Source organism: Microbispora sp. GKU 823 (genome assembly GCF_002027145.1).
Lineage (GTDB): Bacteria > Actinomycetota > Actinomycetes > Streptosporangiales > Streptosporangiaceae > Microbispora > Microbispora siamensis.
On sequence record NZ_MWJN01000012.1, the window covers coordinates 1 to 21,854 of the forward strand.

Annotated in this window: 25 protein-coding genes and 1 pseudogene; 10 read left to right on the top strand and 16 right to left on the bottom strand. The window is 72.3% G+C overall.

The annotated features are described in order from the left end of the window. Positions 1 to 889: ABC transporter ATP-binding protein (locus B1L11_RS09095; protein ID WP_079314077.1), on the bottom strand; the 889-nt coding region annotated here is incomplete at its 3' end. Between the two features lie 123 nt (positions 890 to 1,012). Here B1L11_RS09095 and B1L11_RS09100 point away from each other — a divergent pair. Then, positions 1,013 to 2,017, top strand: a complete 1,005-nt coding sequence (locus B1L11_RS09100) for a LacI family DNA-binding transcriptional regulator (RefSeq protein WP_079314078.1) — start codon at positions 1,013 to 1,015, stop codon at positions 2,015 to 2,017. On the opposite strand, the gene B1L11_RS09105 is transcribed toward B1L11_RS09100, so the two are convergent. Further along, positions 2,007 to 2,495, bottom strand: coding sequence for a glutathione peroxidase (locus B1L11_RS09105; protein WP_079314079.1), 489 nt, complete (start codon positions 2,493 to 2,495; stop codon positions 2,007 to 2,009). The genes B1L11_RS09100 and B1L11_RS09105 overlap by 11 nt on opposite strands. 319 nt (positions 2,496 to 2,814) lie before the next feature. On the opposite strand from B1L11_RS09105, the gene B1L11_RS09110 reads away from it, so the two are divergent. Then, positions 2,815 to 3,321 (top strand): lytic transglycosylase domain-containing protein, encoded by a 507-nt coding sequence (locus tag B1L11_RS09110; RefSeq protein WP_079314080.1) that lies wholly within the window; start codon positions 2,815 to 2,817, stop codon positions 3,319 to 3,321. A gap of 23 nt (positions 3,322 to 3,344) precedes the next feature. Here the strand turns inward: B1L11_RS09110 and B1L11_RS09115 are convergent, their stop codons facing one another. Beyond that, positions 3,345 to 4,025 carry a TetR/AcrR family transcriptional regulator C-terminal domain-containing protein gene (locus tag B1L11_RS09115; RefSeq protein WP_079314081.1) on the bottom strand — a complete coding sequence of 227 codons (681 nt, stop codon included), beginning with the start codon at positions 4,023 to 4,025 and terminating at the stop codon, positions 3,345 to 3,347. A gap of 106 nt (positions 4,026 to 4,131) precedes the next feature. Between B1L11_RS09115 and B1L11_RS09120 the strand changes: the two genes are divergently transcribed. From B1L11_RS09120 to B1L11_RS09130, 3 genes are read left to right on the top strand one after another with little or no spacing between them, the layout of a single operon-like run. Further along, positions 4,132 to 5,244, top strand: a complete 1,113-nt coding sequence (locus B1L11_RS09120) for a ferritin-like domain-containing protein (protein WP_079314082.1) — start codon at positions 4,132 to 4,134, stop codon at positions 5,242 to 5,244. A 14-nt stretch (positions 5,245 to 5,258) separates the two neighbouring features. Further along, the gene (locus tag B1L11_RS09125; RefSeq protein WP_143737144.1) at positions 5,259 to 5,915 is read left to right on the top strand and encodes a hypothetical protein; all 657 of its coding nucleotides are present in this window, start codon (positions 5,259 to 5,261) and stop codon (positions 5,913 to 5,915) included. Then, the gene (locus B1L11_RS09130; protein WP_079314084.1) at positions 5,915 to 6,826 is read left to right on the top strand and encodes a hypothetical protein; all 912 of its coding nucleotides are present in this window, start codon (positions 5,915 to 5,917) and stop codon (positions 6,824 to 6,826) included. Before B1L11_RS09125 ends, B1L11_RS09130 begins: the two co-directional genes overlap by 1 nt. 70 nt (positions 6,827 to 6,896) lie before the next feature. Here B1L11_RS09130 and B1L11_RS09135 read toward each other — a convergent pair whose 3' ends face one another. The 3 genes from B1L11_RS09135 to B1L11_RS09145 are packed head-to-tail and all read right to left on the bottom strand — an operon-like array spanning position 6,897 to position 8,493. Next, complete coding sequence (locus B1L11_RS09135; RefSeq protein ID WP_079314085.1) at positions 6,897 to 7,235, bottom strand: DUF202 domain-containing protein; 339 nt, start codon at positions 7,233 to 7,235, stop codon at positions 6,897 to 6,899. An 8-nt stretch (positions 7,236 to 7,243) separates the two neighbouring features. Then, on the bottom strand, positions 7,244 to 7,579 hold the full coding sequence (locus B1L11_RS09140) for a YidH family protein (protein WP_079314086.1): 336 nt from the start codon (positions 7,577 to 7,579) through the stop codon (positions 7,244 to 7,246). A 29-nt stretch (positions 7,580 to 7,608) separates the two neighbouring features. Then, a complete protein-coding gene (locus B1L11_RS09145; RefSeq protein WP_079314087.1) occupies positions 7,609 to 8,493 on the bottom strand; it encodes a helix-turn-helix domain-containing protein in 885 nt (294 codons plus the stop codon). A gap of 79 nt (positions 8,494 to 8,572) precedes the next feature. Here B1L11_RS09145 and B1L11_RS50145 point away from each other — a divergent pair. Together B1L11_RS50145 and B1L11_RS50150 are read left to right on the top strand one after the other, a co-directional pair. Further along, positions 8,573 to 9,013 (top strand): annotated as a pseudogene (locus tag B1L11_RS50145) (MFS transporter); the annotation flags it as partial. 280 nt (positions 9,014 to 9,293) lie between these two features. Next, the gene (locus B1L11_RS50150; protein WP_256862375.1) at positions 9,294 to 9,974 is read left to right on the top strand and encodes an MFS transporter; all 681 of its coding nucleotides are present in this window, start codon (positions 9,294 to 9,296) and stop codon (positions 9,972 to 9,974) included. Positions 9,975 to 10,010: 36 nt separating this feature from the next. Here the strand turns inward: B1L11_RS50150 and B1L11_RS09155 are convergent, their stop codons facing one another. After that, positions 10,011 to 10,376: an NAD-glutamate dehydrogenase gene (locus tag B1L11_RS09155; protein WP_143737145.1), complete on the bottom strand. Its 366-nt coding sequence runs from the start codon at positions 10,374 to 10,376 to the stop codon at positions 10,011 to 10,013. 86 nt (positions 10,377 to 10,462) lie between these two features. Further along, a complete protein-coding gene (locus B1L11_RS46630; protein ID WP_079314089.1) occupies positions 10,463 to 11,182 on the bottom strand; it encodes a ferritin-like domain-containing protein in 720 nt (239 codons plus the stop codon). A 122-nt stretch (positions 11,183 to 11,304) separates the two neighbouring features. On the opposite strand from B1L11_RS46630, the gene B1L11_RS09165 reads away from it, so the two are divergent. Next, the gene (locus B1L11_RS09165) at positions 11,305 to 11,562 is read left to right on the top strand and encodes a ubiquitin carboxyl-terminal hydrolase 14 (protein WP_079314090.1); all 258 of its coding nucleotides are present in this window, start codon (positions 11,305 to 11,307) and stop codon (positions 11,560 to 11,562) included. A gap of 20 nt (positions 11,563 to 11,582) precedes the next feature. Here the strand turns inward: B1L11_RS09165 and B1L11_RS09170 are convergent, their stop codons facing one another. Together B1L11_RS09170 and B1L11_RS09175 are read right to left on the bottom strand one after the other, a co-directional pair. Next, positions 11,583 to 13,070 carry a Na+/H+ antiporter gene (locus B1L11_RS09170; RefSeq protein WP_256862357.1) on the bottom strand — a complete coding sequence of 496 codons (1,488 nt, stop codon included), beginning with the start codon at positions 13,068 to 13,070 and terminating at the stop codon, positions 11,583 to 11,585. Between the two features lie 148 nt (positions 13,071 to 13,218). Beyond that, positions 13,219 to 13,680 (bottom strand): hypothetical protein, encoded by a 462-nt coding sequence (locus B1L11_RS09175; RefSeq protein ID WP_079314092.1) that lies wholly within the window; start codon positions 13,678 to 13,680, stop codon positions 13,219 to 13,221. Between the two features lie 990 nt (positions 13,681 to 14,670). On the opposite strand from B1L11_RS09175, the gene B1L11_RS09180 reads away from it, so the two are divergent. Next, on the top strand, positions 14,671 to 16,755 hold the full coding sequence (locus tag B1L11_RS09180; protein ID WP_079314093.1) for an ATP-dependent DNA helicase: 2,085 nt from the start codon (positions 14,671 to 14,673) through the stop codon (positions 16,753 to 16,755). 22 nt (positions 16,756 to 16,777) lie between these two features. On the opposite strand, the gene B1L11_RS09185 is transcribed toward B1L11_RS09180, so the two are convergent. Continuing rightward, entirely contained in the window at positions 16,778 to 17,599 is an 822-nt protein-coding gene (locus tag B1L11_RS09185) for an MOSC domain-containing protein (protein WP_079314162.1), read from the bottom strand. Positions 17,600 to 17,757: 158 nt separating this feature from the next. Further along, positions 17,758 to 18,456, bottom strand: coding sequence for a hypothetical protein (locus tag B1L11_RS09190; RefSeq protein WP_218670991.1), 699 nt, complete (start codon positions 18,454 to 18,456; stop codon positions 17,758 to 17,760). A gap of 172 nt (positions 18,457 to 18,628) precedes the next feature. Here B1L11_RS09190 and B1L11_RS09195 point away from each other — a divergent pair, with 172 nt between their 5' ends. Beyond that, the gene (locus B1L11_RS09195) at positions 18,629 to 19,000 is read left to right on the top strand and encodes an NUDIX hydrolase (protein WP_179155046.1); all 372 of its coding nucleotides are present in this window, start codon (positions 18,629 to 18,631) and stop codon (positions 18,998 to 19,000) included. Between the two features lie 21 nt (positions 19,001 to 19,021). Here the strand turns inward: B1L11_RS09195 and B1L11_RS09200 are convergent, their stop codons facing one another. The 4 genes from B1L11_RS09200 to B1L11_RS09215 are packed head-to-tail and all read right to left on the bottom strand — an operon-like array spanning position 19,022 to position 21,847. Then, a complete protein-coding gene (locus B1L11_RS09200; protein ID WP_079314095.1) occupies positions 19,022 to 19,816 on the bottom strand; it encodes an SGNH/GDSL hydrolase family protein in 795 nt (264 codons plus the stop codon). A gap of 14 nt (positions 19,817 to 19,830) precedes the next feature. Then, complete coding sequence (gene aroQ / locus B1L11_RS09205) at positions 19,831 to 20,265, bottom strand: type II 3-dehydroquinate dehydratase (protein ID WP_079314096.1); 435 nt, start codon at positions 20,263 to 20,265, stop codon at positions 19,831 to 19,833. Next, positions 20,262 to 21,338 (bottom strand): 3-dehydroquinate synthase, encoded by a 1,077-nt coding sequence (gene aroB / locus B1L11_RS09210; protein ID WP_079314097.1) that lies wholly within the window; start codon positions 21,336 to 21,338, stop codon positions 20,262 to 20,264. Before aroB ends, aroQ begins: the two co-directional genes overlap by 4 nt. Then, the gene (locus tag B1L11_RS09215) at positions 21,335 to 21,847 is read right to left on the bottom strand and encodes a shikimate kinase (RefSeq protein ID WP_079314163.1); all 513 of its coding nucleotides are present in this window, start codon (positions 21,845 to 21,847) and stop codon (positions 21,335 to 21,337) included. Before B1L11_RS09215 ends, aroB begins: the two co-directional genes overlap by 4 nt. Positions 21,848 to 21,854: the final 7 nt, after the last annotated feature.

Consider the following 21,854-nt stretch of genomic DNA (forward strand, 5'->3'; position numbering starts at 1 on the left):
CGGCGTCCTCGAAGTCGGAGGGCCGGATGCCGAGGATGATCTTGCGGCCGATGTAGCGGTCGAGGCCCGGCTTCTCGGCGAAGGTCGAGTCGGGGACGGGGAGACGGTAGCCGGCGAAGGCCACGGCCGCGCCGCCGTTGTCGCGGATCAGCTCGGCGTAGCTGAAGTTCATGGACGGGGAGCCCATGAAGCCGGCGACGAACAGGTTGACCGGGTCGTCGAACAGGTTCTGCGGGGTGTCCACCTGCTGGAGCACGCCGTCGCGCAGGACGCAGACGCGGTCGCCCAGGGTCATGGCCTCGACCTGGTCGTGGGTGACGTAGACCGTGGTGACGCCGAGGTTCTCGTGGAGCTGGTTGAGCGAGGCGCGCATGGAGACGCGGAGCTTGGCGTCCAGGTTGGACAGCGGCTCGTCCATGAGGAAGGCCTGCGGCTCGCGGACGATGGCGCGGCCCATCGCGACACGCTGGCGCTGACCACCGGACAGGGCGGCCGGCTTGCGCTTGAGGTACTGCTCCAGGCCGAGCATGCGGGCGGCCTCGTTGACCCGCTTCTGGATCTCGGGCTTCGACATCTTGCGCAGCTTGAGACCGAAGGCGAGGTTCTCCTCGACCGTCATGTGCGGGTACAGCGCGTAGTTCTGGAAGACCATCGCGATGTCGCGGTCCTTCGGGGGAAGGTGGTTCACGACACGGTCGCCGATGACGATCTCGCCGCCGCTGATGTCCTCCAGGCCGGCGATCATCCGCAGGGCGGTGGACTTGCCACATCCCGACGGGCCGACCAGCACCATGAACTCGCCGTCCTTGATCTCCAGGTTCAGGCCGTTCACGGCCTTCACCCCACCCGCGTAGATCTTGTCGACGTTGTTCAGAACGATAGAAGCCATGCCAGTCCTTCGCGCTTCCGAGACAAGAGGAAGTGGATACGTTTTCAAGACTGTCCCGTGAAATACCGCCTATTGTCAAGATTTCGGTCACACAACCCATGGAACCATGGTGGAATCGTTTCCATGAGTGGTCCAGTGCAGCGGCGGATAACCATCAAGGAAGTGGCGGAGGCGGCCGGGGTCGGGGTGGCCACGGTGTCCCGGGTCCTGTCGGGCGGCTCGGCGAGCGCGGAGACCCGCGAGAGGGTGCTCGCCGCGGCGGCGCGGCTCGACTACCGGCCGAGCGCGCTGGGACGCAACCTGAGGCGCCAGCGGACGGGCGGCATCGGCCTGCTGGTCCCCGACATCACCGACAGCTTCTACGCCCGGCTGACCGACGGCGTGCTGTCGTGCGCCCGCTCGTACGGCGAGCCCGTCACGGTGGGGGTCACCGGCGACGACCCCGAGCGGGAGGCCGAGCTGATCGGCACGCTCATCGAGCAGAGCATGGACCGGCTGATCTCGGTGCCGTCCGGGGACGGCGAGATGTGGGCCCCGGCGCTACGCGCGGGGCTGAACGTGGTGTTCGCCGACCGGCGGGTGCGTACCGACGTCCCCAGCGTGGTGCCCGACGACCGGGCGGGGGTGCTGACGGCCGTGGAGTACCTGGCCGGGCTGGGCCACCGGAAGATCGCCTACCTCGGCCGGCACGGGCAGTCGCAGCGGGTGGCCGCGTTCACCGCCGCGATCGCCTCGCTGGGCCTGCCCGCCGACCGGGATCTGGTCGTGCACGCCCGGTCGAGCCGCGACTCCGCCTACGCCGCCGCCGCGGGCCTGCTGCAGCACCGGCCGGACGTCACCGCGGTGATCGCGGGCGGCAACGTGCTCGGCGAGGCGGCCGTGCTGGCCGCCCGCGAGCTGGACGTGCGCATCCCCAGGGACGTGTCGCTCATCATGTTCGACGACGTGCCCTGGGCCGAGCTGTGCTCCCCGCCGCTGACGGTGATCGCCCAGCCGGCCCAGGACATCGGCTATCGCGCGGCCGAACTCGTGCTGCGGCAGGGCAGGCGCCCTCCGGCCGTCACGCTGCCCACCAAGCTCGTCGTACGGGCGAGCTGCGGGCCCAAGGTCTCACTCCCTAGGAGATGACCTTCTCGATGGCCTCGGTGATCTCCGGGGCCTCGGGGACGACGCGGGGGCGGAACCGGGCCACCACCTGGCCGTCGGCGGCGACCAGGAACTTCTCGAAGTTCCACTGGATGTCGCCCGCCTCGCCCTCCGCGTCGGGGACCGCGGTCAGCTCGGCGTAGAGAGGGTGCCGTCCCGGGCCGTTGACCTCGGTCTTCTCCAGCAGCGGAAAGTCCACGCCGTAAGTCGTGGAGCAGAACTCCTTGATCTCCTCCGCGGAGCCGGGCTCCTGGCCCATGAACTGGTTGCACGGCACGCCGACGACGGTGAACCCCCGGCCGGCGTACGCCCGCTGGAGGGCGACCAGGCCCTCGTACTGCGGGGTCAGCCCGCACCTGGACGCCACGTTGACCACCAGGGCGGCCCCGCCGCCCAGCAGGTCGCCGAGGGTCGTGCTCTCGCCGTCGATCGTCGTCACCGGAATCTCGAGAACGCTCATGTCCGCACCCTAAACGAGCGTCCCGTCCGGTCTCGCCACAGGGCGCGCCGCGCCGCGCACGGTAACCCGCGCCCCCGGGAAGGGTCGGCGTTGGGGGGCGGATCGGCAAAGAACCGTCCGCGGCGTGCCGCGGATGCCGCCGGGGAGGCGGGCGTCCGTATTTCAATCCGCGTGAGGACCCGTCGCGGTGCCCGCCGGAAGCTCTTGGTGATCCGGTGCGGGCCGAGCGGACGGCGGCGCCCACGCCATGGGCGCGCGGCCGCACGGCGGGCGCCACGCGCGCCCGCCTTCCGCACGCGACCCGACGACAAGGACCGAATTGGACAGCAACAGCGTTCTACGCAACACAGTCGCCGCCGTCATCGCGGCCACCGTGGCCGGTGGCGGCAGCGGAGTGGCGTGGGCCGACGAGTGGGCCGCCGCGGAGCGGACCGGGAACAGCGTGCGGCCCGTCACCCACGTCGGAGTGTGGACCACGCGGGCGGCGGCGGCGCGGCCGCCCCGGTTCGGCCGGGCGCCGGCGAAGGTCCGCAGCAAGGCGTACGCCTTCCGGCTCGTCACCCGCCACACCTGGTCGGGCGAGCAGTTCCAATGCCTGGACAGCCTGTGGACCAGGGAAAGCAACTGGGACCACCGGGCGTACAACCAGGGCTCGGGCGCCTACGGCATCCCGCAGGCGCTACCCGGGCGGAAGATGGGCTACGTCGCCGGCGACTGGCGGTTCAACCCGCAGACCCAGATCAGGTGGGGGCTGCGGTACATCAAGGGCCGCTACGGCTCGCCGTGCGGCGCCTGGGGCCACTTCCGGTCCCACAACTGGTACTGATCCGGGCGGGGGCGCCCGGCGGCCTACTGCCGGGCGCCTCCACGACCGGCCCGCTCGCCGGGCCCGCGCTCGGCCCGTGCGTCCGCCCGCGCGGCGGCCCGTACGGCCATCGCCTGGACCAGCAGTTCCAGGCCGAACTCGAACTCCTCGTCGTGGTCGCAGGAGTCCAGATGCGGCCGCAACTCGCTGACCACGGGGAACAGCGCCGGGTCCACCTCGGCGATCACCCCGTCGGCCCGTACGGGGGCGAACGTGGGGGTCACCCCCACCTCGCGCAGCAGCGAGCCGACGACGTACGCGATGAACATGCGCAGCATCCGGACGGCCTCCCGGCCGTCGAAGCCCGCCTCGCGCAGGGTCGCCAGGGCGCGCTCCACCGGGAGGAGGCCCGCGGTCGAGCTCAGCTGCCTGCTCACCACGACCATCGTGGAACGGGGATAGTGATGGGCGATGCGCCGGAAGGCCCGCGCCTGGATGCGCACCCGTTCGGTCCAGTGGGCGGACGGGTCGTCGGTGAAGCCGATCCGCGACAGCACGTCCTCGGCGACGGCGTCGAGCAGCGCGGCCTTGCTGGGCACGTGGTTGTACAGCGACATGACGCCGACGCCCAGTTCTGCGGCGATCCTGCGCATCGAGACGGCGTCGGCGCCCTCCCTCTCGATGAGCTCCACGGCGGCGGTCACGATGCGGTTCCGGTTGAGCATGACCGAATCCTCTCTCGCCGCGCCCGTTTCCCGTCCATTGACGTACGTACAGCGTACGTGACACGCTCGCAGGGATACGTACGGTGTACGTCAAGGGAGGTCCCCCGTGTCGACCCACGAGCTCTACACCATCCCCGCCGAGCTGGCCACGTGGAACGTGGAGATGACCGGAGCGGCCCGGTTCACCTGGGAGTACGACGACGGCCGGGACCGCATGCTCGCCCTCTACCAGAAGGGCAAGGACAAGCAGTGGGACTCGGTCAAGCGGATCGACTGGGACCTCGACGTCGACCCCTACGACGTGCTCGGCATCCCCGACACCACGCTCGCCATCTACGGCTCCCCGCTGTGGGAGCGGATGGACCGGCGGCAGCGCGACGAGGTGCGCAGGCACAACGCCGCCTGGCAGTTCTCCCAGTTCCTGCACGGCGAGCAGGGCGCCATGATCTGCTCGGCCCGCATCGTCGAGTCGGTGCCCGACCTCGACTCGAAGTTCTACGCCGCCACCCAGACGATGGACGAGGCGCGGCACGCCGAGACGTACGCGCGGTTCCTCCAAGAGAAGGTCGGGCTCGCCTACCCCATCAACCAGCACCTCAAGGCGCTGCTGGACAGCACGCTGAACGACTCGCGGTGGGACATGCCCTACCTCGGCATGCAGGTGCTGATCGAGGGCCTGGCCCTGGCCGCGTTCGGGGTGATGCGCGACATCACCACCAAGCCGCTGCCCAAGCAGATCCTCGCGTACGTGATGCAGGACGAGGCCAGGCACGTGGCGTTCGGCCGGATGGCGCTGCGCGACTACTACCGGAACCTGTCCGACGCCGAGTTGCGCGAGCGCGAGGACTTCGTGATCGAGGGGTGCTACCTCATGCGCGACCGGCTGCGCGGCGAGGAGATCTGGGAGACCGTCGGCCTGTCGCGGCAGGAGTCCGCCGAGGCCATGGAGTGCGTGGACCGGTCGGAGTACCTGCGGCTGTTCCGTTCGCTGCTGTTCAGCCGGATCGTCCCGTGCGTGAAGGACATCGGCCTGTGGAGCCCCCGCCTCCAGAAGGCGTACGCCGACATGGGCGTGCTCGAGATGGCCGGCCAGAGCCTCGACGCGCTGATGCGGCAGGACGAGGAGATCGCCGAGCGGCTCGACGCGGAGCGCTTCGCCCGCGAGGAGGAGGAACGGGCGGAGGAGGTCGCCGAGACCATCGCCGCCGCGGGCGACTGACCGCGGATCACATCGTGATCGTCGCGACCGCGGCCGGGCCGGGTCGATCGGCGGGATTCGCGATCCTTGTCCCCATCCGTCGGGGATTCTTGCCATACTCCGTCTTCGTGACTGTGGAGTTGACGCAGAGTGGCCGCGGGTCCCGCCGGATCGTGGTCGGGGCGATCGGCCTGGTCGTCTTCCTGCTCGCCGGCGTCGGCGCTTACGCCGTCGCCTACAACGTTCGCAAGCAGGACACGAAATACTGCGGCCACGACTGCGTTCCCGGCCTCAGGATCGGCACCGTGGTCGAGGCACTGCAGGGCCAGGGGCACACCTGTGCCGACAAGAAGCAGGTTTGGTCCTGTGAGCTGAGAGTCGGCAAGGTCCGGTTCGAAACAGAACTCTTCCGTGCCGTCACCGTGGTGGACTACCACGAATACATCAGCAAGGTCGAGGCCAGGATCATCAATCCGGACAGCACTACGGCGGCGGCCGGATTGGACTACATGTCGTGGTTCGCGGCCCTGCCCCACCGTGACGATCCCCCGACGGTGAAGAAGGTCGGCGGCTGGCTGGCCGAGCAGATCGCGGGCGAGGGGGATATGACCTTCATTCTCGACTGGGAGTACACGCTGGAGCGGAAGGCGAACACCCGATCCATCGAGCTCACGATGAAGAGGAGGTACTGATGGCGGCTCCACCCGGCTGGCCGTACTCTCCCGACGGCAGGTTCTGGTGGGACGGCGCCGCCTGGCAGCCGGTGCAGACGCCGCCCCCGGGGCCTCCCGCACGGCAGGGCGTCACCGTGCCGCCGCCTCCCGGAACACCCGCACAGCAGGGCTTCACCCTGCCGCCGCCTCCCGGGCCTGCGACCGGCCATCCGTCCACGGCCTCGCCCTGGCCGCAGACACCCGGGGCGCAGGCGGCCCAGCCGTACGCCCTCCAGCAGGCGCCCCCGTACGCGCCTCCAGGGGCCGGCGCTCCCTCCCCGGCCCCGTCCGGCGTGGCCCCCCGTCCCCGCCGCTCGGGAACCGCGGTATTCGTGCTGGTCACGGTGGGGACTCTGATCGCAGCGCTGGTGCTGGGCGGGGCTGCCGGCGCCGCCGTGGGCCTGGCGACCGCCGAGCCGGTGACGGACGCCCCCGCGCCTTCCTTCCCCGGGAGGTTCCCCAGTGGAAAGCAGCGGTACCTGCCCAAGGTGACGGTCAATATGGTCGCGGGGAGCTGGCTGCAGGCGGCCAATTCCTGGAGATGCGCGAGGTCCGCGGCCTCCGACCCGTTGACCGGCGCCAAGATGGGGATGATCTGCCGGCCCGGCGACGCCACCAGGCTCCATATGTCCGTCTATCTCTGGTACGACGAGCCGGACAAGGTGCTGTCCGTGAAAGCCCGCTGCGATCTCGGCGCCAGATCGAAGGCGTGCACGAGCCTCTTCTCGATGATGGCGGACACTCTGCTTTCTCCCGATCCGACCCTGCGCGGGCAGGCGGAGGCGTGGGCGGGGAAGAACGCGGACAAGGCGGCGGTGACGGCCATCGGCAGCGTCCGGCTGGAGACCAGCCCGCGCCCGCACAGCATGGAAGCCGTGCCGGCGATCTGACCCCACCTGCCGGGGCGCGGCAGACGCGCGGGGCCTTCGAACCGATCCGCCGGGGCCCGTAGGGCCCGGCTCACATCGTGAGCGTGAGGACCGCGACCAGCGCCGCGGCGGCGACGGCCAGCGCGCCGGCCCAGGCGACGAGGGCGTCCGGCCGGTGGTCGAGCGGGCGCCCGTGCCGGAGCGTCCGCTCCAGGGCGCGGTGCCGTCTCCCCGTGCGCAGCAGCAGGACCGCCCCGGCCAGCGCCGCCGCCGCGAAGGGGACGGCGAGGCCGGGCAGGTCGTGACGGACCATGATCCCCGCCGCTCCGACGGCCGAGCCCGACATCGTCACGGCGGTGCGGACCCAGGCCAGCCGGGTCCGCTCGCTGTGCAGGCCCGGCCTCGGCTCGCCGCCCGGCTTCTCACTCACCGGCCGGCTCACCGCGCCAGGAGGATGAGGAGCAGGGCCAGGACGGCCACCGCGGCCACGCCGTACCCGAACATCGGGGCCAGGGCGGGCGGCGGGAGCGCGCGGTCCTGCCGGAGCGCCCGGTCGATGTGCCGCCAGCGGGGATAGGCCGAGCCGGCCGCCACGGCGGACATCAGCACGAGCACGACGGCGAGCAGCGTGCGCACCCACGGCACGAAGACGCCCTCGGGCACGACCGCGATGGCGATGCCGCCCGCGCTGAGCGCGAGGGAGGTGCTGATCCAGGTGAGGAACGTGCGCTCGTTGGCGAGGACGAAGCGGGGGTCGGGTTCGTTCTCTTCCATACGAGAACGCTATTTCTGCCCCTTTTCCCCTAGATTTGCCGGGTTGCCACTTCCACTGGCGGGTGGGATGACGCCACACGCGTGGTCGTGGCGGCCAGGTGCCGCAGCCGGTCCTCCGACTCCGAACCGGGCTCGGCGGCGAAGAGGTCCATCCCCTGCAGTTCTGGGTCGCCGGGCAGGCCGACGAGCTCGGCGGACAGCCGCAGCTCGCCCACGACCGGGTGGTCGAGGACGTAGTCGCGGTGCGTCGCGGCGGCGACGTGGTGCTCGTGCCACAGCCTCCGGAACTCGGGGCTCTGCCCGCAGATGGTGTCGACGTGCTGCATGATCTGCGGGTTCATCGGATAGCGCGCGGCCAGGACGCGGAGCTGGGCCACGTGCTCCCGGGCGAGCCGCGGCCACCCCTCCCCGTGCATGCGCCTGATCTCCTCGTCCAGGAAGATCAGGTGGGCGATCGTCCTGCGCTCCTCCGGGATCGCGGCGAAGTCGGCGAAGACGGCGGCCGCCAGCCTGTTCCAGGCCACCACGTTGGCGTGCCGTCCGAGCACGAGCGCCGGGGTGAGCACCAGCGAGTCCAGGACACGCTGCAGCCCCGGCCTGATCGGGGCCTGCGCGACGTCGTCGCGCCGATGCGCCGGGCGGGCCAGCGCGTGCAGGTAGCCCCGCTCGTCCCCGGTGAGCCGCAGCACGTCGGCGATCGCGTCCAGCACCTCGGCCGAGACGTTCCTGCTGTTGCCCTGTTCCAGGCGCGTGTAGTGACTGACACTGACCCCCGCCGCCAGCGCCAGCTCCTCACGGCGCAGGCCGCGCACGCGCCGCGTCCCGTTGCCCGTGTACGGCAGGCCGACGTCCTCCGGCCGCACCCGCGCTCTGCGGGACTTGAGGAACTCGCTCAGCTCGACCCCTCGATCCACGATCGTCCAGCCTAGGCAACTTTTGAGTAGTCAGAACTCGGTGCTGGCTGGGACTCGGGACCGCGATCAGGCTGCCTCCATGCGATCCGTGATCCCTCTCGTACTTCTCGGCCTGGGCAGCTCGATCACCGCCCTGGACTTCACCATCGTCTACATCGCGCTGCCGCAGATCGCCCGCGAGGCGGGGTTCTCCCCGTACGCGCTGCAGTGGGTGGTCAGCGGCTACGCGGTGCCCTTCGGCGGCTTCCTGCTGCTCGGGGGCCGCCTGTCCGACCTGCTGGGCAGGCGGCGCATGTTCGTCGCCGGCATGCTGCTGTACGGCGTCGCCTCGCTGCTCGGCGGGCTGGCCTCCTCCCCCGCACCGCTGATCTGCGCCAGGGCGCTGCAGGGGCTCGGCGGCGCGGTGCTGATGCCCGCGACCCTCTCCCTGGTCGTCACCATGTTCGCGGAGGGGCCCGCGCGCAACCGGGCGATGACCGTGTGGGCGGTGTGCGGCGCCGCCGGGCTGAGTCTCGGCGCGCTGCTCGGCGGCATCCTGACCGGCGCGCTCGGCTGGGAGGCGGTCTTCTTCGTGAACGTGCCGCTGACCGGAGTGGGCGCCGTCGCGGCGCTCGCCGTGCTGACACCGGACGGGAGGCGGCGGGCCGGCGGATTCGACCTGCCGGGGGCCCTCACCGGCACCGCGGGCGTCACGGGACTCGTGTTCGCCGTCGCCCAGGGCCCCCAGTGGGGCTGGACCTCCCCCCGGCGTCCTGGCGTCCGCCGCCGCGGCGGCGGGGCTGCTCGCCGTCTTCCTCGTGATGGAGGCGCGGGGCCGCGACCCGTTGCTGCCGCCACGGCTGCTCGCCAACCGGCACACGGCCGCAGGGGCCGGGGTCATCCTGGTCTACGGCCTGACCCTGCAGTGCGTGCCGTACTTCCTCACGCTGCACTTCCAGGACGTGCTCGGCTACGACGCCCTCCAGTCGGGCCTGGCGTTCCTCGGGCCCACCCTCGCGATCACGGCGGGCAACCTGGCCGCCGAACGGCTCATCCCGCGCCTGGGGCTGCGCGGCACACTGATCCTGGGCATGGTCGTGGGGGCGACGGGTACGGCGGTGCTGGCGTGGCGCCTGTCGGCCGACGGGTCCTACCTCGGTCTGCTGGCCGGCGTCGTCGGGTTCGGGCTGGGCGCGGGCCTGTGGTTCTCCACGATGTTCATCCTCGCCTCGACCGGCGTCGCCCCGCGGGAGCAGGGCGTGGTCTCCGGCCTGTCCTCCACCCTCCTGCAGGCGGGCAGCGCCGCGGGCCTGGCCGTCCTGGTGGCCGTGGCCGGTCACGAGACCACCGGCCTGACCGGGGAGGCGCTGCGCGCCGCCACCGCCGGCGGTCTCCGCTCCGCACTCCTGGTCGCGGCCGTGGTCTCCGTGGCCGGCGTGGCCGTCACGGCGGCGCTCCGTCCGGCCGCAAGGGCTCAGGCCACCCTCGCGGACCGCGCCTGAGCGGACGGGGCGGGCGGAGCGGCGCCGGGGGCCGGATCAGAGGCAGGCCTTGCTGACCTCGCGCAGGTAGTTCGCGCCGTCGGTGGCGACCTTCTGCGCCGCGTCCACCGCCGCGTTGGCGTCGTCGACGTTGAGCTTCTGGAGGCTGTCGGCGAGCCCTTGGAGGGCGTCCCTGAGCGTGGTGTCGGCGGCCTTGTTCGCCATGTCCTCCAGGTCGGCGGCACCGTCCTCGATCTTCTTGCGCATGGCGGCCGGGTCGTCCACGGCCTTGCCGATCTCGCTGATGGTCTGGCTGATCACCTGCGTCGCCTCGGCGCACGTCTGCGCCTTGTCCGCGCTCGCGCAACCGGAGGCGAGCAGGACGGCGGCCGCGCAGGCGGCGGCGAACGGGAGGAGTCGCATGCCGATCACCCTACCCAACCGCGGCCCGCCCGCCGCGGAGACGACGCCGGGGCCACCCTTCGGGCCCCTGCACCCTCACCCCGTCATCACCGGGTCATCACCTCGGCGACGACCCCGCGGAAATACCCCACGACCTCGCGGGCGAAGGCGGTCCTGGACACTCCGGCCCCGCGCAGGGCGTCGCCGTGGTCGAGGGTGACCACGGCCAGCGCGCCCGCCAGCAGCGACCACCACAGGGCCGAGGCGATCGCCCGCGAGAGCCGGGAGGAACTCTGGAACGACCGCCCCAGCCGGTCACAGTGTAAGGGCACGTGGCGCAGCTCGTCGGCGAGGATCCGGCCCGCGACCTCCGAGGCGAGCAGGTCCCGGACGCCGTCGCGTACGGCCCGGTAGTAGCCGAGCGCGACCACCTCGGCGAGCATCAGGACCATCAGCTCCGTGCGCAGCCCGAGGAGCCGCCGCAGCCGGACGAAGGCCGCGTCGGTCCAGTGGCCGGAGATCGTCGCCGCGCCCGCCGCCTGCAGGAGCCGGCGCAGCAGGCGGGCGTGCTCGCGCTCCTCCGCCACGAACAGGCGGACCGCCTCCGCGTACACGGGGTCGCCCGCCCGGCGGGCCTTGTCCATGAGGCGGGCGCCGTCGCCGTCCTCCCCCACCTGGAACCGCTGGAGGCTCCGTACGAGGGCGGGCTCCAGCCGTGCCCCCGCGTTCCAGTCGGGGTCGCCCCACGTGCTTCGCAGCAGCGCCGCGCCCTCGAAGTCGCGTAACCAGGCGGTGAAGTCGCCCGTGTCTTCGACCGTCGTCGTCATGGCCACGAAGCTACGGAAGCGGTGTGCAGATCCCGAGGGGGAGTTTGTAGAGGTTCGGCGTACGGCCCGCGGGCGCGGGCGGGCGCCGCGGGCACCCGCTCGCGCGCCGTAGCATCTGCGACATGGGGAACTGCGAACACCTGCTCGTGACGGCCGACCCTGAGCCGCTCACGCCCGAGGGCTGCCAGGATTGCCTGGAGCTCGGCATGCGCTGGGTCCACCTGCGCAAATGCCTGGAGTGCGGCCGCATCGGCTGCTGCGACTCCTCTCCCGGCAAGCACGCCACCGCCCACTACAAGGAGACCGGCCACCCGGTGATCCGCTCGTTCGAGCCCGGCGAGGACTGGCGGTGGTGCTTCGTGGACCAGCGCCTGGGCTAGCAGGCCGGTCCTGAGCCCGCTCAGCCGCGTTCGAGCGTCGCCTCCTCGAAGTCCAGCTCCTGCATGACCCGGTGGAGGACCTCGTCGTCGATGCGCCGCTCGTCGCGCAGCCGCACGAACACCTCGCGTTCCGCGGCGAGCATCTCCCGGCGCAGCCGCCGGTAGAGCGAGGCGGGCGTCTCCTCGCCCTCGGGGCCCGTGCCGCCGCCGAGCCGCTCCCAGGCGTGCAGGGCCCGGCGCTCGGAGCGGCTGCGCAACTGCTCGACCACCTCTTCGTGGACGTCCAGCACGCCGTCGGAGGTGAGCTCCTCCAGCCGCGCGAGGGCCGCGGCGGCGGCGGCCTGCTGAGCGCCCGCCTCCGCGAGGTCGTCGGCGTACCGCTCCCGGGCGGTGGAGACGCCCAGCCGCCTGATCAGCCAGGGGAACGAGAGCCCGTGGACGATCAGCGTGCCCACGACGATCGCGAACGTCAGGAACAGCAGCAGGTTGCGCTGGGGGAAGTGCTCGGGCAGGGCGAAGGCCGCGGCCAGCGACACCACCCCGCGCATGCCCGCCCAGCTCGTCAGCATCACGTTCTGCCAGGACGGCGTCTTGGGCTCCCGGGCGCGCACCCGCTTCGACAGCATCCGGGGCAGGTAGGTGCTCGGCGGCACCCACGCGATCCGCACGAGGACGACCACCAGGAACAGCACGATCGCGTACGTCGCCAGTTCCCCCGGCCGCTCGCCGTCCAGCCCGGCGATGATCGGGCGCAGCTGCAGGCCGATCAGGGCGAACACGATCGACTCCAGCACCAGGTCGGCGACCTTCCACACCGCGCCCGACAGCAGGCGCGTGCCGTACGTCGTCCGGCTGAGCTCGTGACCCAGGTAGATGCCGACGATCACGACGGCGATCACGCCGGAGGCGTGCACGGCCTCTGCCGCGAGATAGGCGGCGTACGGCACGAGCAGCGAGACCCCGTTGGCGATCAGCGCGTCGTCGAGCCGCCGCAGCACGTACCCCGCGAGGTAGGCGATGGCGAGGCCGATCGCCACGCCGAGGCCGGCGGCCAGGAGGAACTGCCCGCCGATGTCGAGCAGGTCGGCGGCGGCGCCGGTCATCGCGCCGACCGCGACCCGGTAGGCGGTCAGCGCCGTGGCGTCGTTGAACAGGCTCTCGCCCACGAGGATGGTCAGCGCCCGTCGCGGCAGGCCGAGCCTGCGCCCGATGGCGACCGCCGACACCGCGTCGGGAGGGGCGACGATCGCGCCGAGCGCGAAGGCCGCCGCGAGCGGGAGCTGGGGGACGATCGCGTGCGCCACGAAGCCGACCACGAGGGTGGTCGCCAGGACGAGCCCGACGGCAAGGAGGCCGACGGGCCTGGCGGCGTCGCGCAGCCGCAAATATGAGCTGTCCAGCGCCGCCGAGTAGAGCATCGGCGGCAGGAAGACCAGCAGGACGATGTGGGGGTCGAGACGATAGTCGGGAACCCCGGGCACGTAGGAGGCGGCCAGGCCGGCCACCACCAGGAGCAGCGGGGCCGACCAGTCTCGCCATCTGGCCAGGGCGGCGACGCCGAGGGCGCGGCCGGGAGCAGGAGGAACTGCAGTGCCGTTGATGTGTCCATCAGACGACGAGGTTACTTACAGCTGGGACTCCCGCTGACCGGGGCCCTCACCATCCCCGCGAGGTCTCCCAGCCCTCCCCGTCCTCGTCCGACCACGGGATCGGGGAGTCCGTTGCGGGCTGCCCGGCGCGCCGCCCCCTGCGGCGCTCGTGCTCGGCGTGCTGGTCCGGGCCCTCGCCGGCCGGCCACTGGTCCGGCCGCAGGCGCTCGCCCGTGGTGTAGAGCGGCGGCTCGTTCGCGTACTGCTCGTTCGCGTACTGATCGTTCATGTACGGCCGGACCGCGCCGAGGCCGAGGGGGTCGTTGGGGTCGACCGCCCCGGGCTGTTGCCCCGCCGGCTGCGGAGCCGGGGGTTGCGAGGCCGCAGAGTAGGCCGGCTGCGGGCCGGTCTGGGCCGAGGACGCGACCAGGCGGTCCTGGGTCGGCGTGCCCCGGGCGACGAGCACGTCGTTGGGGCCGAGTGCGGCGGGCGCCGGGTAGGCCTCGGGGGCCGGGGCGGGCGGCGGCACCGGCGGGCGGGCGTACTGCCCTGTGCCGGGATAATCGGGGCCGGGATAGTCCCGGTATTCGTAGTCGGACTGGACGGGCTGCTCGGGGAATCCGGCGTCGCGCGTCCCACGACGGTCCCGGGCGGCGTAGCCGTTCTCGCCCTGCGCGTAACCGTCACGGGCCCTGCCGTACCCGTCCGGGGCCTGGCCGTAGCCGTCGGGCGCCGTGACGTGGCCCTCGTCGACGGCGTATCCGTCCCGCGCCTGGGCGTACGGGTTCTGGGGCGCGTTCTGCGGCGCGCCGTAGGGGTCCTGTGCCGCGTATCCGTCGCCGGGCTGCCCCGCGTACGCGTCGGGAACGGCGTAGGCGTCCTGGACCCGCGTCGCGTACGCGTCCGGGGACTCGGCCGCGTACGGGTCGTGGACCTGCGTGGCGTACGGGTCGTGGACCTGGGTCGCGTAGGCGTCCTGCCCCTGATCCTGCGGGTGCGCGGGGTACGCCTCCTGCGGGGGGGTAGCCCTCCTGGCCCGGCACCCCCTGCTGCGGGAACGGTCCCGTCCCGGCGTCCTGCTCCTCGCCGCCCGCCTCGGCGAAACCCTCGTCCAGGGTGTCGATCAGCCGTCCCACGTCGTTCATGGGCATGCGGAAACTGGCCGTGCACATCTCGCCCCGCCACAGGCTCAGCACCAGCGTGCCGTCGTGCCACGTGACCCGGAGCACACGGTCCTGGCCTCGCGCGTCGAAGAACACCTCGCCGAACGATGGCAGTGGGACAACTTCCGACATGGCAGACATAGTGCCTTTACCTGCCCTTTTCCGTCCACTCGATCTCGGGAACCCTCGCGAAACTTCCGTTTCTTCCCTTTTCGACCTCACTGGGTAGATCGCCGTTGACCTGAGAGCACTGACATCTCAGTGTGCCATGCGCGCCGGGAGGGAGTTCCTGGAACGCCAGGATGTGGTGAGGCGGACACGCACCGGATGTCGGTGGCACCGGGTAGCGTTCTTCCGTGCCCAAGGACCGTCCCGAGCTTCCGCCCGTCGAAGAACTCCTCACCGCCGCGGTGACCGCACTGGGGGGTGTCGAGCGCCCGGGGCAGGTCAAGATGGCACAGGCGGTGCGCGACGCCATCGAGAGCGAGGAGCATCTCGCGGTGCAGGCCGGCACCGGCACCGGCAAGTCGCTGGCCTACCTCGTGCCCGCGATCAGGCACGCGGCCGAGAGCGGCGATGCCGTGGTGGTGTCCACCGCCACGATCGCCCTGCAACGCCAGCTGGTCGACCGCGACCTTCCCCGGCTGGCCGACGCGCTGGAGAGCCTGCTGCCGCACCGCCCCGAGTTCGCGATCCTGAAGGGCCGGCGCAACTACCTGTGCCGCCACAAGATGGCCGCCGGGATGCCCGAGGACGAGGACGACCAGCTCTTCGACCCGCGTGAGGTCAGCGCCACCGGCCGGATGGTGCAGCGCATCCAGGAGTGGGCCAACGAGACCGAGACCGGCGACCGCGACGAGATCGTGCCCGGCGTGAGCGACCAGGCCTGGCGGCAGTTCTCCGTGACGGCCCGGGAGTGCCTGGGGGCCCAGCGCTGCCCCAGCGGCGCCGACTGCTTCGCCGAGCTCGCGCGGGAGCGCGCGGGCCAGGCCGACGTCGTGGTGACCAACCACGCCCTGCTGGCGATCGACGCCATGGAGGACTTCGCGGTCCTGCCCGAGCACGACGTGGTCGTGGTGGACGAGGCGCACGAACTGGTCGACCGGGTGACGTCGGTGGTCACCGGGGAGCTGTCGGAGAGCACGGTGAGCCTCGCGGTGCGCCGGGCCGGACGGCTGATCGAGCAGGGAGTGGCCGACCGGCTCCAGGAGGCGGGCGAGGACCTGCGCGCCCTGCTGGCCGTCGCCCCGCCCGGCCGCGTCGACACGCTGCCGAATTCGCTCGGGATGACGCTCGCGCTGGTGCGCGACGCCGCCTTCGCCTGCATCACGGCCCTCGGGCCGCGCAACAAGGACAAGGACGACCCGGAGAACGCCGGGCTGCGCAAGGCCGCCTTCACCGCGCTGGACGAGGTGCACGACACCGCCCAGCGGATGCTCGACGCCTTCGGCCCGGCGGCCCGCGGCGACGAGACCGGAGACGACGCGGAGGACACCGGGAGCTCTGGGGGCTCAGCGCGTGGCGCGAGTGGCGGCGCGAACGGCGACGGCGGCACGGACGCCCGGTCCGAGGAGGTCCACCGGGCGGAGGTCGTGTGGCTGGAGGAGGGGCGCGGGCGCGTTCCCCCCACCCTGCGGGTGGCGCCGCTGTCGGTCGGCGGCATGCTGCGCGACAAGCTCTTCGGCGACCGCACCGTCGTCCTCACCAGCGCCACGCTCGCGCTCGGCGGCACGTTCGACAGCCTGTCCCGCCAGTGGGGCCTGCGGCCCGGGGAGTGGACCGGCCTCGACGTCGGCTCGCCGTTCGACCATCCGCGCCGAGGCATCCTCTACGTCGCCACGCATCTCCCCCAGCCCGGCCGCGACGGCCTGCCCGAGGCGTACGTCGACGAGATCGCCGAGCTCATCGAGGCGGCCGGCGGCCGGACGCTCGGCCTGTTCTCCTCCATGCGGGCCGCGAAGGCCGCCACGGAGGCGCTGCGCGAGCGGCTCGACGTGCCGCTGCTCTGCCAGGGCGACGACTCGACCTCGCAGCTCGTCAAGCAGTTCGCGGGCGACCCCGCCACCTGCCTGTTCGGCACGCTGTCCCTGTGGCAGGGCGTCGACGTGCCGGGCCCCTCGCTGACCCTGGTGATCATCGACAGGATCCCGTTCCCGCGTCCCGACGACCCGCTCGCCTCGGCCCGGCAGCGGCACGTGGCGGCCACGGGGGGCAACGGCTTCATGGCGGTGGCGGCCACCCACGCGGCGCTGCTGCTGGCGCAGGGCGCGGGCCGGCTGCTGCGGTCGATGGACGACCGGGGCGTCGTCGCCGTGCTCGATCCGAGGCTCGCGACCGCCCGTTACAGCGGGTTCCTGCTCAACTCGCTGCCGCCCTTCTGGCGCACCACCGACCCCGCGAAGGTCCGCGACGCCCTGCGCCGCCTGACCGCCGGCTCCTGAGCCGGGACCGGCCGGGCGGAGGTCAGGCCAGGGGGACGACGGGGTCCCCGACGCGGATCGTGCCGGTGTTGCGGGGGACGATGCGGATGCCGAACCAGGTCTTGCCGTCCCACCTGCGGTGGCGGGCGAGCGTGCGGAGCGGCTCCTTGCCCTTGACCGCGTCGGCGGGGTCGATCGTGGTGACCGCGCACCTGTCGCACAGCTCGGACACCCGGAACTCGACCTCCCCGATGCGGACCTCCCGCCAGCCGTCCTCCGCGTACGGCTCCGCGCCGTCGAAGACGGCGTTCGGTCGGAAGCGGGCCATCGCGAGCGGCCCCGGAGGCTTCTCTCCCCGCTCGGCGGCCTCCTTCGCGATCCACTCGTCAAGCAGGCGCAGCGACGACAGGGAGGTCAGCAGCAGCGGCGCGTCCCAGGCGAAGCTCACGACCTCCCCCGGCAGCCCGCCGTGCGCCGGGTCGATGGACCGGCGGCGCGGGTCGTCCAGCCACACCAGCCGCGCCGTCCGGCCGAGCAGGCGGGTGAACCACTCGTCGGCCCGCGGATCGGCGGCCACCGCCCGGTCCAGCCCGCTGAACCCGACCGGCACGCTCGGCCCGGTCGCCGGAGGAACGGTCAGATCGGGCATGCCGGGCGCCGACAGCGCGAGTCCGCCTCCGTCGAGGTTGCGGGCGGTCACGGTGATCATGCGAGGAAACTCGCCGAGCCAGAGGTTGTCCCCGTCCTCGCCGATCACCGCCCAGCGGCGGTCGCCCTCCAGGCCCCACCGCTCGACGAAACCGCTCTCCTGAGACAAGCCGGCAGCCGATTTGAGGGGATATATCCGCAGATCGCACAGCCGCATGATCACAGCGTACGCATCGGAAACCGCTTTCACGAGAGGGTCGGCCACACCACCTCAGGGGCTCGTGCTCCCGCATCACGCGTGCCTCGGCCTGGCCGGACCCGGCAGTCACCCCGGCGTCCCACCTCATGCGGGCGGCCCGGCCGCGCCGTCTCCGGTCACATCTTGGTGACCGCGCCGAACGTCTCCCCCGCGTTCAGGCGCCGTACGAGGTCGAGCACGGCGTGCGGCCCGCCGTTCGCGGTGACCCATCGGCTCACCCGGCACGCCGCCTTCGCGTAGGTGCGCTGGTCGGCGCCGGCAGCCCGCAACCAGGCGTCCAGCGTCACCGGCAGCGCGGCGTCCGTGGTCGCCAGGCAGCGGTCGGCCGCCGTATCCGGCGCGAGGTAGCGCGGGTCGCCGGAGACGAGAACGGCCAGGCCCTCGTCGAACCACTGCGGCACCGCATCATTCGTGACCAGGCGGTCGTGCAGTTCGACGTGCGACATCTCGTGGGAGGCGATGACCGGATCCACGCCGTTCGGTGCCAGCATCACCGCGCGGTTCAGCACCGCGACGCCCCGCTCCCCGCCGCCGCCGATCCGGCGGTAACAGCGGTCGCTGAGGCAGGCGAGGATCCGGGGAGAGGCCTGCCGGCCGCCGTAGAAGGCGCGGACGCGCCGCTCCGCCTCCTCCACGGTGGCGACGACCTGCCGCCTCCGGAACGGCGGCAGGCCCGACTCCGCGTACACGTCCGGCGCCAGCCGCTCCAGCCCGTAACAGCCGGGGCAGGCCGTGGCCGCGACCTGAGGAAAGGCCACCGCCACGACGGCGGCCGCCGCGATCGGCAGGGCCGCGAGCACGGCGAGCAGCCACATCCGCCCCGCGCCGGGGTGCGCGCCATCGCTTCCACGCCATCCGTCACTCCCCTTTCTCGAAAGTGGTGAAGCAGGAGCTTGGCGCGATGTCCGCCCGTCGCGCATCGGACCGGGGTAGGACCTCCTCCGGTCTGAGGCGGCGTTCGCGCCGTCCGGGCTGCCGGTGGCGCCGGTGCGCAGGCCGGGCGGCAAAGTCGAGGCCGACGGCGCGGGACTCGACGTGCTCGAGGAGACGGCACGACGTGAGGTCGCCGAAGAGATCGGAGTCGATATCACAGGAGTCGGGCTCTCCTATGTGGAGAGCGGGTTCTTCGTGACCGACGACGGCGACCCCGTTGTCAACGTGGTCTTCCGCGCAGCGATGCCCCCTCACGCTCAGCCCGTGGCCGCCTCTGCAGAGGAAGTGGAGGGATTCCTCTGGCTCACCGCCGTGGAGGCCGAAGGCGATCCGCACCGCCCGCCCTGGATATCGCGAAGCCTGCGCCGCGCGACGGCTCAGATCAGCATCGAGAGGGGAGCAGGGTCAGCGAGCAGGGGTCAATGAGCAGGGGTCAATGAGCAGGGGTTAGTGAGCAGGGGGCAGCGGGCTGAGCTCCGGCCGCTTGGGGGCGAGGCCGTCACCGGAGGACGTGCCGCGAAGGCGCCGCCCGATCCACGGGCCGAAGTGCTCCCTGAGCCACTGCACGTCCTCGCGGCGCTTGGCCCTCGGGTCCACCCGCTCCCGGGGCGGCCAGGTCTTGCGCCAGTCGTCCTCGCCCGGCACGCCCAGCACGTGCAGGACCCGGGCCGCGACGAGGCGGTGGCCCTCGGCGTTCATGTGCAGCCGGTCACCGCTCCAGGCCCGCCAGTCCCGCAGCCCCTGCATCGACCACATGTCCACCAGGTGGCAGCCGTACAGGTCGGCGATCGAGCGGACGTGCATGAAGAAGATCGCGAACTTGCCGCGCAGCTGCCGCATGATCGGGGTGTCCCGGGGATCGGTCCCGGTGAACAGCACGACGTCGGCGCCGGTGGCCCGCAGGTCGCGTACGGCGGCGGCCAGCTTCTTCGCCATCTGGTCCGGGTCGGCGCCGGGGCGGATGAGGTCGTTGCCGCCCGCGCAGAAACTGATGAGGTCGGGCTTCAGTCCGACGGCCACGGGCACCTGGTCGGCGACGATCTGGTCGATCAGCTTCCCCCGCACCGCGAGGTTGGCGTAGCGGAAGTCCGGTTCGAGTAAGGCGAGCCGCTCGGCGACCCGGTCGGCCCAGCCCCGGTAGCGGACCACCTCCCCCGGCGCCGGAGGGGGCGCGTCCGGGAGGGGGTCGTTGAGCCCCTCGGTGAAGCTGTCTCCGACCGCCACGTACGACCGGTAGCCCATGATCCCTTCTTTCGTCACTCGCCCATGTCCGCGATCGCGCGAAGCGCGAGCTCGTACGATCGCATGCCGAACCCCGCGATCGTCCCGGTGGCCACCGCCGCCACGACCGAGGTGTGGCGGAACTCCTCCCGCGCGTTCGGGTTGGAGATGTGCACCTCGACCAGCGGAGCCGTACGCTGCGCGATCGCGTCGCGCAACGCGTACGAATAGTGGGTGAAGGCGGCGGGGTTGAGGACCACGGGGGTCCTGCTGTCGGCCGCCTCGTGGATCCAGCTCACCAGCTCGGCCTCGTCGTCGGTCTGCCTGACCTCCACCGAAAGGCCCAGCTCGCGGCCGGTCTCGCGGCACAGCGCCGCCAGGTCGTCGAAGGTCTGCGCGCCGTAGACGTCGGGCTCCCGGCTGCCGAGGCGTCCCAGGTTGGGCCCGTTCAGGACGAGCACCTGCCTCATCGGGCGACCTCCCGGTACGCGGCTTCGAGCAGTTCCTCCGAGGGGTTCTCCAGGCGGGCGGGCCTGCCGACGTCGTCGAGCACGACGAACCGCAGCACCGCTCCCCTGGCCTTCTTGTCCACGCGCATGTGCTCGCGCAGCCGCGGCCAGGCGTCGGCGCGGTAGGAGGTGGGCAGCCCGACCGACTCCAGGATCGAGCGCGTGCGGTCCACGACGTCGCGGCCGACGCGGCCGTCGAGCCGGGACAGCTCGGCGGCGTAGACCAGCCCGATGGCCACGGCCTCGCCGTGCCTGATGTGGTAGTCCTCGACCCGCTCGACGGCGTGGGCGAGGGTGTGGCCGTAGTTGAGGATCTCCCGCAGGCCGCTTTCGCGCAGGTCCGCCCCGACGACGTCGGCCTTCACCCGGATCTTGCGCTCGACCAGCTCGCGGGTGTGCTCGCCTTCTGGGGTGCGGGCGGCGGCGGGGTCGTCCTCGATCAACATGAGGATCGTGGGGTCGGCGATGAACCCGCCCTTGATGATCTCGGCGAGGCCCGCGACGTAGTCCTCGCGCGGCACGCTCGCCAGCGTGGCCAGGTCGCACAGCACGCCCTTGGGCGGGTGGAAGGACCCGACCAGGTTCTTGCCCTCGGGGGTGTTGATGCCGGTCTTGCCGCCGACCGCCGCGTCCACCATGGCAAGCAGCGTGGTCGGCACCTGCACGACCTGGACGCCGCGCAGCCACGTCGCGGCCACGAACCCGGCCAGGTCGGTGGTCGCCCCGCCGCCGACGCCGACGACCGCGTCGGAACGCGTGATGCCGTACCGCCCGAACGCCGACCACAGCTCGGCCGCGACGTGGACGGACTTGGCCTCCTCGCCGTCCGGCACGGGCAGGGCGACGACCTCGAATCCGGCGCCCTCCAGGGTCTCGCGCACCGGCCTGGCGATCTCGGGCAGCCCGGCGGGGTGGATCACGGCGACCGTGCGCACCTTCGCGTCCAGCAGGCCCGGCAGCTCCGGCAGCACATCGGTGCCGACGACGACGTCGTACGGGCTTTCGCCCCGCACGGTGATGCGCGTCGCGGTCACAGCGCCGCCTCGATCTCGATCGCCACGTCCTCGGGCTCGCGGCCGTCCGTGGCGACGGTGATCGCGGCGAGGCCCTCGTAGATCGGGCGGCGCTGCTCCATCAGCTGCCTCAGTCGGCTGCGCGGGTTCAGCACCAGCAGCGGCCGGGCGGAGGCGAGGCCGACCCGCTTGACCGCCTGGTCGAGCCCGACCTGGAGGTACACGACCCGGTGGCCGGACAGCAGCTTCTGGGTGTGCTCGTGCAGGATCGCGCCGCCGCCGAGCGCGAGCACGCCGGGGTGCGTCTCCAGCGCGTCGCGCACGGCCTGCGCCTCCAGCTCGCGGAACCTCTCCTCGCCGTCCTCAACGAACACGTCGCCGACGGTCTTGCCGGCGACGGCCTCGACGTCGGCGTCGGTGTCGCGGAACGGCAGGCCGAGCCGGTCCGCGAGGAGCCGCCCGACCGTGGACTTGCCCGAGCCGGGCGGGCCGATGAGGACCGCGGCGGGGCCTTGGGACGCCGATTGCATGATCACA

Coding starts and splice junctions, on each gene's coding strand:
- B1L11_RS09115 (WP_079314081.1), bottom strand. CDS start 4,025: ATGCTCAACCGGAACCGCATCGTGACCGCCGCCGTGGAGCTCATCGAG.
- B1L11_RS09105 (WP_079314079.1), bottom strand. CDS start 2,495: ATGAGCGTTCTCGAGATTCCGGTGACGACGATCGACGGCGAGAGCACG.
- B1L11_RS46630 (WP_079314089.1), bottom strand. CDS start 11,182: ATGACGACGACGGTCGAAGACACGGGCGACTTCACCGCCTGGTTACGC.
- B1L11_RS09100 (WP_079314078.1), top strand. CDS start 1,013: ATGAGTGGTCCAGTGCAGCGGCGGATAACCATCAAGGAAGTGGCGGAG.
- B1L11_RS09165 (WP_079314090.1), top strand. CDS start 11,305: ATGGGGAACTGCGAACACCTGCTCGTGACGGCCGACCCTGAGCCGCTC.
- B1L11_RS09215 (WP_079314163.1), bottom strand. CDS start 21,847: ATGCAATCGGCGTCCCAAGGCCCCGCCGCGGTCCTCATCGGCCCGCCC.
- B1L11_RS09155 (WP_143737145.1), bottom strand. CDS start 10,376: ATGCGACTCCTCCCGTTCGCCGCCGCCTGCGCGGCCGCCGTCCTGCTC.
- B1L11_RS09190 (WP_218670991.1), bottom strand. CDS start 18,456: ATGTGGCTGCTCGCCGTGCTCGCGGCCCTGCCGATCGCGGCGGCCGCC.
- B1L11_RS09140 (WP_079314086.1), bottom strand. CDS start 7,579: ATGGAAGAGAACGAACCCGACCCCCGCTTCGTCCTCGCCAACGAGCGC.
- B1L11_RS50150 (WP_256862375.1), top strand. CDS start 9,294: ATGGAGGCGCGGGGCCGCGACCCGTTGCTGCCGCCACGGCTGCTCGCC.
- B1L11_RS09200 (WP_079314095.1), bottom strand. CDS start 19,816: ATGGGCTACCGGTCGTACGTGGCGGTCGGAGACAGCTTCACCGAGGGG.
- aroQ (WP_079314096.1), bottom strand. CDS start 20,265: ATGAGGCAGGTGCTCGTCCTGAACGGGCCCAACCTGGGACGCCTCGGC.
- B1L11_RS09130 (WP_079314084.1), top strand. CDS start 5,915: ATGGCGGCTCCACCCGGCTGGCCGTACTCTCCCGACGGCAGGTTCTGG.
- B1L11_RS09185 (WP_079314162.1), bottom strand. CDS start 17,599: ATGCGGCTGTGCGATCTGCGGATATATCCCCTCAAATCGGCTGCCGGC.